General features: G+C 67.8%; 10 protein-coding genes and 1 pseudogene. 1 reads left to right on the top strand and 10 read right to left on the bottom strand.

All coding sequences use genetic code 11. The features are described 5' to 3' along the window. Window positions 1-11 precede the first annotated feature (11 nt). The 5 genes and pseudogenes from NWF22_RS22510 to NWF22_RS22490 all read right to left on the bottom strand — a co-directional run bounded on the left by NWF22_RS22510 (window position 12) and on the right by NWF22_RS22490 (window position 3,960). Complete coding sequence (locus NWF22_RS22510; RefSeq protein ID WP_160902304.1) at window positions 12-977, bottom strand: oxygenase MpaB family protein; 966 nt, start codon at window positions 975-977, stop codon at window positions 12-14. 128 nt (window positions 978-1,105) lie between these two features. Continuing rightward, window positions 1,106-1,306, bottom strand: coding sequence for a hypothetical protein (locus tag NWF22_RS22505; RefSeq protein WP_160902779.1), 201 nt, complete (start codon window positions 1,304-1,306; stop codon window positions 1,106-1,108). Between the two features lie 285 nt (window positions 1,307-1,591). Beyond that, window positions 1,592-2,469: pseudogene (locus NWF22_RS24600) on the bottom strand (adenylate/guanylate cyclase domain-containing protein). 19 nt (window positions 2,470-2,488) lie between these two features. Beyond that, window positions 2,489-3,682 (bottom strand): DUF475 domain-containing protein, encoded by a 1,194-nt coding sequence (locus tag NWF22_RS22495; protein ID WP_160902305.1) that lies wholly within the window; start codon window positions 3,680-3,682, stop codon window positions 2,489-2,491. After that, window positions 3,679-3,960, bottom strand: coding sequence for a hypothetical protein (locus tag NWF22_RS22490; RefSeq protein ID WP_202398591.1), 282 nt, complete (start codon window positions 3,958-3,960; stop codon window positions 3,679-3,681). Before NWF22_RS22490 ends, NWF22_RS22495 begins: the two co-directional genes overlap by 4 nt. 249 nt (window positions 3,961-4,209) lie before the next feature. Here NWF22_RS22490 and NWF22_RS22485 point away from each other — a divergent pair, with 249 nt between their 5' ends. After that, complete coding sequence (locus NWF22_RS22485; protein ID WP_160902307.1) at window positions 4,210-4,554, top strand: RNA polymerase-binding protein RbpA; 345 nt, start codon at window positions 4,210-4,212, stop codon at window positions 4,552-4,554. Window positions 4,555-4,614: 60 nt separating this feature from the next. Here the strand turns inward: NWF22_RS22485 and NWF22_RS22480 are convergent, their stop codons facing one another. The 5 genes from NWF22_RS22480 to cobN form a co-directional block, all read right to left on the bottom strand. Beyond that, on the bottom strand, window positions 4,615-5,439 hold the full coding sequence (locus NWF22_RS22480; protein ID WP_160902308.1) for a polyprenol monophosphomannose synthase: 825 nt from the start codon (window positions 5,437-5,439) through the stop codon (window positions 4,615-4,617). Window positions 5,440-5,527: 88 nt separating this feature from the next. Beyond that, window positions 5,528-7,114 carry an apolipoprotein N-acyltransferase gene (lnt, locus tag NWF22_RS22475; protein ID WP_160902780.1) on the bottom strand — a complete coding sequence of 529 codons (1,587 nt, stop codon included), beginning with the start codon at window positions 7,112-7,114 and terminating at the stop codon, window positions 5,528-5,530. Window positions 7,115-7,197: 83 nt separating this feature from the next. After that, window positions 7,198-8,838: an amidohydrolase gene (locus NWF22_RS22470; protein WP_160902309.1), complete on the bottom strand. Its 1,641-nt coding sequence runs from the start codon at window positions 8,836-8,838 to the stop codon at window positions 7,198-7,200. Between the two features lie 36 nt (window positions 8,839-8,874). Then, window positions 8,875-9,378, bottom strand: coding sequence for an FxsA family protein (locus NWF22_RS22465; protein ID WP_160902781.1), 504 nt, complete (start codon window positions 9,376-9,378; stop codon window positions 8,875-8,877). A gap of 131 nt (window positions 9,379-9,509) precedes the next feature. Beyond that, window positions 9,510-13,130 carry a cobaltochelatase subunit CobN gene (cobN, locus tag NWF22_RS22460; protein WP_160902310.1) on the bottom strand — a complete coding sequence of 1,207 codons (3,621 nt, stop codon included), beginning with the start codon at window positions 13,128-13,130 and terminating at the stop codon, window positions 9,510-9,512. Between the last annotated feature and the right edge of the window lie 96 nt (window positions 13,131-13,226).

Below are 13,226 nucleotides of genomic sequence, written 5' to 3'. Positions count from 1 at the left end.
CGCCGGCGCAATCAGTGTGCGGCGCCGGCCACCTTGTAGGCCGCCCCGGAGCCCTCCCGAGCCTTCATCTTCATGATCTGGTCGTGCTGGCGGCGCGCATGGTAGGCCAACGGGAAGTACGTCAGGCGCTCGGGCAGAACACGATACGCGGCACGGATCGCGGTGTGGATGCGTTCCAACTCACGCTGTTCACCGTCGGTCCAGGTGATGCCGAGGATCTCGCGGATGCGCGGGTCCATCACTCCGACGGTCGTCAGATAGTTGAGTTTCTGCGCGGGAACCGAGGCGTACCGCGCGACGGTGTTCGCAAACCGGACCATGGGCTTCGGGACGGCCCTGTCGAGCCGCGGCGCCGTCTGCATCTGCCGGACCAGTTCCAACGCAGTCGGGTGAGCGACCAGGACATTGTCGATCATGTTGTCGAAGTAGGGCGTGAACTCCTCGATCGTCTGCGGGAACCCCTTCATCGGCACCTGCACGATCTTGGCGATCCGGACGTTGTCGCGGTACACCTCCTCTTCCTCTGCGGATGTGAACTCACGACCCAGGACGAGTGGTGCCGCTGCGACCGACGTCGGGAAGGCGGTGCCGATCACCCATTGATAGGCCTCGGGGTTGAGCGCGCTGATGTGCTTGCCCTCGGCGTTGCGCATCTGCAGCGGTTGATGCATCCGTCGCAGTCGTTTGCCCTCTTCGATTGCCTCCTGCCCGCCGTACACCCAGCGCATGACCGAGTCGATCGACCGGACGGCCCGCCCCATCGGGTCGGTACGGAACACGGAGTACTTGCCCACGACGTCACCGATGACCGGATGCATCACCTGCATCACGAATGCCGCACCGTTGACCGGCAGGAAGGTATACCGGCCGACGAGTTCGGCGGTGAGCGAATCCGGGGAGATGAGTTCGATCTCGTCGTCGCCGTGCGATATCACCGGTTCGTCGGCCACCACTGGGGACGGCTGGGTGATTGTCATGTCGGACCTCCACGCGTTCTGACTCGTCTCACGACGAGTGCCCCCATTCTGAGGACTTGCGTAGTCAGATTAGCGTGTGACAGCGACCACGTCGACACCCTCGGGTGAAAATCGACCGAGGAGTCGATTCAGCGGGCCATCCACAGTCGCCGGCGGATCACGCCTCGCATGCGGCGAAGTTCACCGGAGGTCAGCGTCGCGGGCGGGTCATCTGTGACGATACGGTCGACCTCGCCGAAGAACTCCCGATCGGAGAGCCCGAAACGTTCGGAGATCGCACTCGAGGATCCGCCGCCGAGCTGGTACCAGGACGTCTCGAAGTCGATCATCTGCTGCCGCTTGTCATGCTGGGTGTCGCGTTGCTGCTTGTTGTGCACTGGTCACTCTGCCCCTGGGGAATCGTGCTCGGAACTGTCGAGGAATCCGTCCGTGCGCTGACTGTTCAACACCAGGCCGCCCGACGGCTGTCGCCAATATTGTGCCCTCGGTTTGCGTCCTGTGCCACCACCTCGTACAAACGGGACGTTAATGTCGCATGGTGGCCCCGGGTCAATCGGACATACCCGCCGAAACGTCCAAAAGTGCGGCGGCGCGAGATATTTCGTTAACGTCACTCACTTCTCGTAGCGCGGCACAGCGGCGAACACCACGAGATCACGTGGTACCCCCTTGGCCTTGAACCGCCGCCTGCGATGGTGATGGCGACCTGCGTCGGCAGCCGTCAGGGTCGCGTCGCTGACGAGCAGCTCCCCGGGGCCGGCAGCATCGGCCACCCGCGCCGCGATGTTGACGTCGACCCCGATGAAATCGTCACCGACCGCTCGCGGGTTACCGGTGTGCAATCCGGCGCGCAGTTGGGGTCGGTAGCCGTCGATTGTCAGTGCACTCACCGCGCAGATGGCCTCGTAGTCGGCTTCGATGGCCTCGGTCCCGTCCAGGAACACCGCCATCGTGCCGTCGCCGAGGTATTTCACCACGCTGCCGCCACGGGCGGTCACAACCGATTCGGTCACCGAGTTCACGTCGGCCAGCAGCCGCAGGACCTGATCGTCACCGGCGTCGAGCGCCCAGGTGGAGAACCCGACCAGATCGGTGAACAGGATGGTGGCGGGTACCGCGCTGTGTCCCTGACCGGGCTGCCGCGCCGGGCCAGCAACGTCTGCCACACCTGCAGCGCGCCCAGGCCGAGTTCCCGGATGACACTGGGCTGTTCCGGCCGTGACTCGTTGATCAGGCGGGTCAGTCGATCCGAGGTCCGGTCACCGGAGCGCGGCGGTGAGGTGGGGAGAAGCCCGCGTGCTGCCCGCGCGGCCCGTACCGCTCCGGTGTTGGCGTCGGAGCGGGCCAACGCATCCGCGGCCCGGCGCGCGGGGCCGGAGCTGCGCGGCCGGGACGTGGCCGCTTCGGGCCTGACAGAATCCGCAGCCGCGGCCCCATCGCGGTCCTTGTCGCCGGCGTCATCGGTCCGCGTCACGCCGCCCAGTCTATTCATCGCTGCCGGTCCCGATCGGTCAGTGTGTCCGTACGGCCTCGTGGTGCGCGTGGCGTCCGTCGCGACGGTTGGCGCGCACACTGCTCGCCAGCGATGCACCGATGAACGCCACCCCGATCAGCCCCGTGACGACCTCGTTGATCTCGACCCGGATGCTCACCAGGAGGATGACCGCGAGTGCCCCGATCGCCCAGTGGGCGCCGTGCTCCAGGTAGCGGTACTGACCCAACGTGCCCTGGCGGACGAGATAGATGGTGATCGAGCGGACGAAGATGGCGCCGATGAAACCCAAACCGAGCGCGATCAGGATCGGATCCGGGGTGATGGCGAATGCGCCGATGACGCCGTCGAAGGAGAACGACGCGTCGAGCACTTCGAGGTAGAGGAACAGGAAGAACCCCGCCTTCCCCACCGCCGCAGCGATGGGAGCCGGACGGTGGCGCGCGCGGGCGGGTTCGCCGCTCCGGATCTCACCGTGTTGCATGTCCGTGCGATCCGCGCAATCCCCGTCGGGCGGCCCGGGAACCGACGAAGTGTCGGGACCACCCGGCTGCCGGCGCTGAAACAACGAGCTGAGCCCATCGACGAGCAGATAGGTGACGGCGCCGAGGATGCCGGAGATCAACACTGTGGCCCGGGTGCTGTCCGGTGTCAGGTATTCGGCCGCGACCACCAGGATCACCAGCGCGATCACCACGGCAAGCTGATCGAGGCGACCCAACTGACCCAGCGGCCGCTCGATCCACGACAGCCACGTCAGGCCGCGATTGCCGAGCACGAAATTGAGGAACAGCAGCAGCAGGAACATGCCGCCGAAGGCGGCGATCTGCGGATGGGCCGCCAACAGGATCGCCTCGTAACTCGGTCTGCCGTCGGCGAAGTGGTCGGCACCGTCGGGCGGCGGATTCATTGCGAGCCGAAAGGCCTCGACCGGGGCGAGCCCGCCGGTGATCCAGACGATGGCCAGGGGAAACAGCAGGCGCATGCCGAACACCGCGATCACGATGCCGACCGTCAGGAACATCTGTTGCCAGAAGCGACTCATCCGCTCGAGCACGGTCGCGTTGATCACCGCGTTGTCGAACGACAACGACACCTCGAGGATGCCGAGGATCGCGCACAGTGCCAGGCCCGTCCAGCCTCGGTACAGGAACGCGACGGCCAGGGCGGACAGGCTGACGATCACCGAGAACCCGAAGACGCGGACGATCACCGCAGTCGCTCGGCTTCGCGCGCCAGACCGAGCAGATCGTCGGTCAGCGATTGCAGCGTCGGGGTGTCGGCACGCTCGGCCACCGCCGTGACCAGGTCCTCGGCGGCGCAGCGGAGCGCGAACATGCGGTCGCCGAAGGCATCGGCCTCGGCTGCGGTGAGGATCACCGCGTCGTGGGGAATAGAAGTACCCTGGGTGAGCGCTCGTTGCTCATAGGCGCGTTGCCGACATGACCGCTTGCAGTACTTCCGGCGCCGACCGAGATCGGAGTCGATCATGCTGCGTCCGCACCAAGCACACGAATACGGCCGTCTGCGGGGGTCGTCCACGGACTAGACCGTACCGGTGCCCCCACCAGGTTGTGGGACGTGACCGCAGGGTGTGGGATGTGGCGTCCCGGCCGATTGCGACGGGACGCGTAGAATAGCCGTGTTCAGCGCCGGATCAGTTCGGGGCGGCGTCCACCGATGTGGCCGTCGGCGCCTGGGTTGTGACCGACGCCCGACGAGATGTTGAGAGGAAAGTCAATGGCAGATCGAGTGCTACGAGGTAGCCGACTCGGTGCGGTGAGCTACGAGACCGATCGCGATCACGACCTCGCACCACGACGGATCGTCCAGTACCGCACCGACAACGGTGAGATCTTCGACGTCCCGTTCGCCGACGACGCCGAGGTGCCGTCGAAGTGGCCGTGCAAGAACGGTATGGAGGGCACCATCCTCGAAGGTGCCGAGCCCGAAGAGAAGAAGACCAAGCCGCCCCGCACCCACTGGGACATGTTGCTCGAGCGCCGTTCGGAGGAAGAACTCGAAGTGCTGCTCAACGAGCGTCTGGAGTTGCTCAAGCAGCGACGGAAGGGCGTCACGAACTGATCGGGGCACCGCAGATGTGACCGACGGCCGGGTGATATCTCACCCGGCCGTCGTCGTACGTCAACGGCTCCGACGACCGAATCGTTCCAGACGGCTCTGGAGTCCCCACCGTGCCACCATCAGAAATGCCTCGGTCATCACGCCGCCGCTCATCTTCGACTCCCCGATCTCGCGTTCGGTGAAGGTGATCGGTACCTCGCGGACGTCGAACCCGGCGCGCACGGCCCGCCACGCGAGATCGATCTGGAAGCAGTAGCCCGCCGACTCGACCGTGTCGAGTTCGATCTTGTCCAACACCTCACGGCGGTAGGCACGGAAGCCGGCGGTGATGTCGTGGACCCGGGCACCCAGCGCAAGACGGGCGTAGGTATTGGCTCCGCGAGACAGCAGCTCGCGATGCCTCGGCCAGTTCACCAGGCGGCCGCCGGGAACATAGCGTGAACCGATCACCAGGTCGGCCCCGGCGTTGACGGCGTCGAGCAGGCGGTGCAGCTGCTCGGGCGCGTGACTCCCGTCGGCGTCCATCTCGATGATCGTGGCGTATTCGCGATCGAGTCCCCACGCAAAGCCGGCCAGGTAGGCCTTGCCGAGACCGTCCTTCTCGGTCCGGTGCAGCACATGAATGCGGCCGTCGGCGTCCTCGGCGGCGAGTCCGTCGGCCACCTCGCCGGTGCCGTCGGGACTGGAGTCGTCGACGACGAGGACATGGCTTCCGGGAAGTGCCACGTGCAAGCGTCCGACGATGACGGGCAGATTCTCCCGCTCGTTGAACGTCGGGATCACCACCAGTGCGCGTTCGCCGCGCTTGCCGACGACGCCGGACGCCGCCGCGTCCGCGCTCTCTGCCGGTCGTTCGTCACCGGCTGCCGGTTCACCCAATGCCACCGAGCTCCTCGTCCAATCCTGCAGCGTTCGATCCTGCAAGCGTTCGATCTTGCAGCGTTCGATCCCGCAGCGTTCGATCCTGCGGGGTTCAATCCTGCGCCGTCCAATTCTGGGCCGTCCGCGCCGGGGCCGTCCGATCAGCGCCGCCGTCTGTCGACACGCGCGACAACGACCTCAGAGAGAACCTAGTATGCCGCGTCAGTGCGAACAAAAACCCGATGACCGAGATCACCACGGCCACGGTCATCGGCCAGTCCCCCAACCGGGTCGCCAGGGTGCGGTCGTCGTGCAACGGTAGTTGACTCGAGAGCACGGCGGGGGTGAAAATCCCGCTCTCCTGGGTGATCATCCCATCGGGGTCGATGATCGCGCTGACGCCGCTCGTCGCGGCCACCACAGTTGCCCGGCCGTGTTCAACCGCGCGTACCTGTGACATCGCCAGCTGTTGATATGTCATCTCCGTGCGGCCGAACGTCGCGTTGTTGGTCGGGATATAGAGGATCTGGGCACCGTCGTCGACGGCCTTGCGCGCCGACCGGTCGAAGGCCACCTCCCAACACGTCGACACACCGACCTGGACCGGGCCCGATCGTCCCGGCACGGTGAGGGTCGAGGACCCCGAACCCGGCCGGAAATCGCCCGCCAGATCCGCATAGGACGAGAACAGGCGGAAGAATCCACGCCACGGCAGATACTCGCCGAACGGCTGGATGATGTGCTTGTCATACCGATCCACGGGGCCGCGCTGCTGATCCCACACCAGCACCGTGTTGGTGTGGCGGCCGTCCGGATTCATCACCAGGGTGCCGACCAGGATGGGTGCGCCCACCGACACCGATGCCGCGGTGATCTCGGCCGCCGCGTCCGGGTTGGTGAGCGGCGAGATGTCCGAGGCGTTCTCCGGCCAGGCCACGAAATCGGGTTGGTCGGCGGTACCGGCCCGCACCGCGGCCGCGAGGAGTTCGGTCTGACGCACATGATTGTCGAGAACGGCGCGGCGCTGGGCGTTGAAGTCCAGCCCGAGACGTGGGACGTTGCCCTGGACGGCGGCCACCCGCACCGACGACGACGCGACATTGCGGTCGACGGTGTCCGGTGTCAGCGCGATGGCGGCCACCGGACCGATCAGGGCCAGCACCACGGCGATCGCCGCGGTGCGTACGGTTCGCCGACCGTGATGCTCGCCATCGCGGATCGCACGGATCATCACCTGACACAGCCATGCCGTCGACGCCCCCAACAGTGCGACCGCAGCCGAGAGTCCCGGGGCGCCCGCGACCGAGGCCAGCGGCAACAGCGGGCCGTCGACCTGGCTGAACGCAGCCCGTCCCCAGGGGAAACCGCCGAACGGAAACGCCGAACGCACCGCCTCGACCAACAACCACGACAGGGTGAACCAGATCGGCGGCACCGGTAGGCGCATGCTGATCACCGCCACCAACCCGAACAGCGCGGTGTACACCGAGAGCGCACCGGCCAGGGCGAGCCACGGCAACGGCCCGACGTAGACCCCGATCCAGGGCAGCAGCGGCACGAAGAACGCCAACCCGAACACGAACCCGAGCCAGAGTCCGGTGCGGGCGCGAGGACGTCCGCCACCCAGTACCGCGGCCAGCAGGCCGAGGGAGACCACCGCCAGGAACCAGAGATTGCGCGGTGGGAACGCCGCCCACATGGCGATCCCGGCAAGTGCGGCGACGCATGTCCGCAGCAGCAGGATCACCCGATCGGAGCGGAGCTGCCATCCGCGGACGGCCGTCACGTGCCGCCGCCGTCGAGGACTCCGATGTCGAAGAGCACCTCGTGGCGGTGCACCGTGCGAACGCACCGGGGCAGTCGGGCCTCGGGCGCGATGTCGGGCAACGCCGGGACCCGCGAACGCGGGTCGGTGGACCAGCGTTGCACACTCTCATGCGACCCGGCGACGACCAGATCGTCGATGTCCCACACCGCGTAGCTCGCCGGGGCGCCGGGCACGAGGGTGCCGGTGAGCCCGTCGTTGACGCCTGCCGCACGCCATCCACCCCGGGTCGCGGCGGCGAACGCACCGCGGGCCGAGATCGCGTTGCGCGGCTGATGGTGATGGACGGCCGCCCGGATCGATGACCACGGGTCGATGGGGGTGACCGGAGCGTCCGACGAGAACGCCAGGATGACCCCGTGCCGAGCATGGCCGGCGAAATCGTTCAATCCCGCCGCCCGCTGGGGGCCCAGACGCTGCTCGTAGAGGTCGCCACTTCCGCCCCAGGCGGCGTCGAACAGCGGTTGCATGCTGGCGATGACGCCGCAGCGGGCGAGGACGGCCGCCTGGTCATCGGACACCATCTCCGCATGCTCCAGACGGTGCGCGCACCGCGCCAGCGCGGGGGTGCCGAGTTCGGCGGCCAGCTCGTCGAAGGCGGCCACCACCGACGCGGTGGCGCCGTCGCCGATGACATGGAAGCCGGCCTGGACCCCGATCTCGGTGCAGGCCCGGATGTGGTCGCGAATCGTCTCGTAATCCAGGTAGCTGATCCCGCAATGGCCGGGTTCGTCGGCGTAGGGTTCGGTCAGCCACGCCGTGTGCGATCCGAAGGCGCCGTCGATGAACAAGTCGCCGGCCAACGCATCGGCGCGGCTGATGGCGAGTAGTTCGCGTGCATGTTCGGCGCTGCTCACCGGTTGACCCCAGTAGCGGCGGACCTCCATCGGGTGGCCGAGGTCGCCGAGCGCGAGGAAATCGTCGAGTCCACTGATGTCGGGTCCGCCGTTCTCGTGGACCGCCACCACACCGTGGGCGGCAGCGTGATCCAGCGCCCGGCGCTGGGCCCGCGCGCGCTGTGCCGCGGTGACGAGTTGGCGGGCCGCACCCCGGACCAGGTGATGCGCCTCGGCGACCAACGGCTCCTCGGGGTGATGGCCGACGGCGTCGGCAAGATCGGGCACCAGACGACGGAGCGCGCTCGACGCCACCGCCGAGTGTTCATCGATCCGCGCCAGATACGTGGGCAGATTGCCCACGACGGCGTCGATCTCGCTGGTCGTCGGAAACCGACGATCGTCGGGATCGTTCCCCGACCACGACGAGTCGTCCCAGCCCAGGCCCCAGATCAGTTCGCCCGCATCGGTGCCCGCAGCGTATTCGGCGACGCGGCGCAGACAATCCGACCGGTCGGTGGTGTCGTTGAGGGTGAGCCCGGCCAGCGCGAGGCCGGTGGAGGTCAGATGGACATGTGAGTCGACGAATCCGGGAGCGACGAAGCGGCCACCGAGGTCGATGACCTGGGCATCCGGATGCAGGGCACGGCCGACGTCGTCACTGCCCACCCAGACGACGACGCCGTCGGTCACTGCCATCGCGGTCGCGTCGGGGGCGGATGGCGAATAGACAGCCCCGCCGAGGAGCAATTCCGTGGTCACGGTGGTCCAGTGTGCCCTGCCGCGGGCGATGTTCGGTCAGTGGCCCCGCGGCAGTCGGCGATCACCTGCGTTCGACGACGGCGGCGTCCAGGTGGTGCCATCGGACTCCACCACGGTTCCGTCGACGACGGTGCCGCCGCGGACGTAGATGCCCGATGCATACAGGCCGGCGCGGTCCATGCTCGCGGCGAAACTCTTCGCCCCGGCAGCGGCCACCACGGGCCGCAGGGCACGCCGCACCGGCGGGACGAGCAGGATCAGACCCACCGTCGTGGACACGACGCCCGGCAGCACCATGAGCAGGGTCGCGGCCGCCAGCAGCGCGGTGTCGGTCAGCGGTCCCCGCGGGTCGACCTCGTTGCGCGACGCGCGACGCAGCTCGGCGAACACCTTGCGTCCCTGCTGCTGCAGCAACGCGAAACCGGCGACCACCGCGCCGAGCGTGATCAGCACCGCCCAGCCGAGACCGAGGAAGTGGGTCATCGCAACGAACGCGCCGATCTCGATCGCGAGGTAGGCGATCACATACAGCATCCGCATCTTCAGCACTGCCTTCCCGGGACTCGATCCGTGCTCCGATCGTCGATCGGTGGGTCTCTCTGATCAGTACAACGACGCAGAGCGCCGGATTTCTCCCGATTCGGTCGAAAATCTCCAGATGCCGTCGGCTGTCAGCTGTCGCGCCCTTCGATGTCGCCCTCGGTCTGGAGGTACACCTGCCGCAGTTGATCGAGCATCTCGGTGGGCGGCTGCTCCCAGAGGTCGCGTTCGACCGCCTCGAGTAACCGTTCGGCGATGCCGTGCAGCGCCCACGGGTTGGATTGCTGCATGAACTGCTGGTTGCGCTCGTCGAGGACATAGGACTCGGTGAGCTTCTCGTACATCCAGTCGGCCACCACATTGGTGGTGGCGTCGTAGCCGAACAGATAATCCACGGTGGCCGCCATCTCGAATGCCCCCTTGTAGCCGTGCCGTTGCATCGCGGCGATCCAACGCGGATTGACCACCCGGGCCCGGAACACCCGGCTGGTCTCCTCGGACAATGTGCGGGTCCGCACCGAGTCCGGCCGGGTGCTGTCACCGATGTAGGCGTCGGGATCCTTACCGGTCAAAGCGCGGACCGTGGCGACCATACCGCCGTGATACTGGAAATAGTCGTCGGAGTCGGCAATGTCGTGTTCGCGGGTGTCGGTGTTCTTCGCGGCGACCGCAATCCGTCGGTAGGCCGCCCGCATGTCATCGACGGCCGGGACTCCGGCGAGGTCGCGGCCGTAGGCGTACCCGCCCCACTCGGTGTACACCTGGGCGAGATCGGCGTCGCTGCGCCATTCGCGCGAGTCGATCAACTGGAGCAGTCCGGCGCCGTAGGTGCCGGGTTTGGAGCCGAAGATGCGGGTCTGCGCCCGCCGCCGGTCGCCGTGCTCGGCGGTCGCCGACCGTACGTGGGCGGCGACGAAGTTCTGCTCGTCGGACTCGTCGGCGGACGCGGCCAGCGCGACTGCGTCATCGAGCATCGTGACGACGTGCGGGAAGGCGTCGCGGAAGAACCCGGAGATACGGACGGTGACGTCGATACGCGGGCGGTCCAGTTCGTCGAGCGGGATCAGTTCCAGGTCGGACACCCGCCGGGAGGCCTCATCCCACACCGGCATCACGCCGAGCAACGCGAGCACCTCGGCGATGTCGTCGCCGGAGGTGCGCATCGCGCTGGTCCCCCACACCGACAGGCCCACCGACGCGGGATAGCTGCCGTGGTCGTCGAGGTAGCGCTGCAGCAGGGAGTCGGCCAGCGCCCGGCCGGTCTCCCAGGCCAGCCGCGACGGCACCGCCTTGGGATCGACCGAATAGAAGTTCCGGCCGGTCGGCAGCACGTTGATCAGGCCCCGCAGCGGCGAACCGCTCGGACCGGCCTCGATGAACCGACCGTCGAGGGCGCGCAGGACCTGGTCGATCTCGCGTGAGGTCTGCCGCAGGCGCGGGACCACCTCGGTCGCGGCGAACGAGAGGATGTCGGCGACGGCGGCCGGATGATCGGTGGTGGCGGCGGCGATCGACTCGGGAGTCCAGTCACCCTTGGCGCAGGTGGCGACCAGGCCACGAGCTGTGGCCTCGATGTCGTCGACCGTGCCGCGCGCGGCCGAACCGTCCTCGGTCAGTCCGAGGGCCTCGCGCAGACCTGGCAGCGCCTGGCTGCCACCCCACAACTGCCGGGCGCGCAACATCGCCAGGACGAGATCGACCTCGTTGTCGTCGGCGGGCGCCTGCCCCAGCACATGCAGCCCGTCGCGTATCTGGACGTCCTTGATCTCGCACAACCAGCCGTCGACGTGCAGCAGCATGTCGTCGAAGACGTCCTCGTCTGGGCGTTCGGTCAGACCCAGATCGTGATCCATCTTCGCCGCGGTGAGCAGCGTCCAGATCTGCTGGCGGATCGCCGGCAGTTTGGCCGGATCCAGTGCGGAGATGTTGGCGTGCTCGTCGAGGAGCTGCTCGAGCCGGGAGATGTCGCCATAGGACTCGGCGCGCGCCATCGGCGGGATGAGGTGGTCGACGAGGACGGCGTGCGCGCGACGCTTGGCCTGGGTGCCCTCCCCCGGATCGTTGACCAGGAACGGATAGATCATCGGGACATCACCGAGCGCGGCGTCGGTACCGCATTCGGCAGACATGCCCAGCGTCTTGCCGGGCAGCCACTCCAGGTTGCCGTGCTTACCCACGTGCACGATCGCGTCTGTGCCGAAGCCGTCGATCTCGCCGGGTGCTCGGCCGGTGAGCCACCGGTAGGACGCCAGATAATGATGCGACGGCGGCAGATCCGGATCGTGGTAGATCGCCACCGGATTCTCCCCGAAGCCGCGCGGCGGCTGCACCATCAGCACGATGTTGCCGAACCGCATCGCCGCGACCACGATGTCGCCGTCTGGATTGGCCGAGCGGTCCACGAACAACTCGCCCGGGGCGGGACCCCAGTGTCCCTCGACGGCGGCACGCAACGCCGCCGGGAGCGTGGTGAACCACCGGCGATAGTCCGCGGCCGACACCCGGATCGGGTTGGCGGCCAGTGTTTCCTCGGTGAGCCAGTCCGAATCCTGTCCCCCGGCCTCGATGATCGCGTGGATCAGTGCGTCGGAGTCGGCCTCGGCCAGGCCCGGGATGGCGTCGGGTCCGTCGGCCGGCCCGATGTCGTAGCCCGCGGAGCGCAAGGCGTCCAGCAGATGCAGCAGACTGCGCGGGGTGTCGAGTCCTACCGCGTTGCCGATGCGGGCGTGTTTGGTCGGATACGCCGACAGCATCAGGGCGACCCGGCGATCGCCGGGTGCGGTGTGGCGCAGGCGGGCATGGGCCACGGCGATACCGGCCACCCGCGCACACCTTTCGGTGTCGGGCTGATACCAGGGCAGACCGTTGTCGTCGAACTCCTTGAACGAGAACGGCACGGTGATGATGCGGCCGTCGAACTCCGGAACCGCGACCTGGGTGGCCACGTCCAGCGGCGACAAACCGTCGTCGGTGGCCGCCCAGTCCGCACGCGAACCGGTCAGGCACAGGCCTTGCAGGATCGGTACGTCCAGTGCGGCCAGTCGCTCGATGTTCCACGCGTCGTCGTCGCCGCCGGCCGATGCCGTGGCCGGGGTCGCGCCGCCCGCCGCGAGGACCGTCACGATGAGCGCGTCGGCCGTACCGAGCAGTTCGATCAGGTCGTCGGGTGCGGTGCGCAGCGAGGCGCAGAAGATCGGCAGCGCCCGCGCGCCGTACGCCTCCAGGGCGTCGCAGAGGGCCTCGACGTAGCGGGTGTTGCCGGCCAGGTGCTGGGCGCGGTAGTAGAGCACCGCAACCGTCGGCTCGTCACCGGCGTGCGTCGCCGCGGCGCGGTCCAGCACACCCCAGGCCGGTGTCTGCCGGGGCGGTTCGAAACCCCATCCGGTCAACAAGACGGTGTCGGACAGGAAGTTGTGCAGGTTGACGAAGTTCTCCACCCCGCCGGCCGCGAGATAGTTGTGGGCCTCGGCGACCACGCCCGCAGGTACCGTCGAGCGCGCCATCAGGTCGGGGTCGGGCTGCTGTTCACCGGAGCACACCACCAGCGGTTTACCTGTCGCCGCAACCGCGGCCAGCCCCTCCTCCCAGGCCCGCACCCCACCGAGGATGCGGACGACGATCAGGTCCGCGTCGGTTGCCAACTGATCGACGTCGTCGACGAGGATGCGGGACGGATTGGCGCCACGCAGGTCCGCGCCACTCGCAGCGGCGGTGATGAGGTCGGTGTCCGAGGTCGAGAGCAGCAGGATCATCAGATCTCCTCGCCGGGAGGCGCGCCCGGTGTGCGTCATGGAGCCGTCGCGGCTCCGCGTGGATCGGTGTGCGGTGGCGAGGGGTGCAGGTCTGAC

It is taken from the genome of Gordonia mangrovi (genome assembly GCF_024734075.1).
Classification (GTDB): domain Bacteria; phylum Actinomycetota; class Actinomycetes; order Mycobacteriales; family Mycobacteriaceae; genus Gordonia; species Gordonia mangrovi.
This window is presented reverse-complemented; position numbering and strand designations above follow the sequence as displayed.

Coding starts and splice junctions, on each gene's coding strand:
- NWF22_RS22485 (WP_160902307.1), top strand. CDS start 4,210: ATGGCAGATCGAGTGCTACGAGGTAGCCGACTCGGTGCGGTGAGCTAC.
- NWF22_RS22505 (WP_160902779.1), bottom strand. CDS start 1,306: ATGATCGACTTCGAGACGTCCTGGTACCAGCTCGGCGGCGGATCCTCG.
- NWF22_RS22510 (WP_160902304.1), bottom strand. CDS start 977: ATGACAATCACCCAGCCGTCCCCAGTGGTGGCCGACGAACCGGTGATA.
- NWF22_RS22490 (WP_202398591.1), bottom strand. CDS start 3,960: ATGATCGACTCCGATCTCGGTCGGCGCCGGAAGTACTGCAAGCGGTCA.
- lnt (WP_160902780.1), bottom strand. CDS start 7,114: ATGTGGGCGGCGTTCCCACCGCGCAATCTCTGGTTCCTGGCGGTGGTC.
- cobN (WP_160902310.1), bottom strand. CDS start 13,130: ATGATCCTGCTGCTCTCGACCTCGGACACCGACCTCATCACCGCCGCT.
- NWF22_RS22465 (WP_160902781.1), bottom strand. CDS start 9,378: ATGCGGATGCTGTATGTGATCGCCTACCTCGCGATCGAGATCGGCGCG.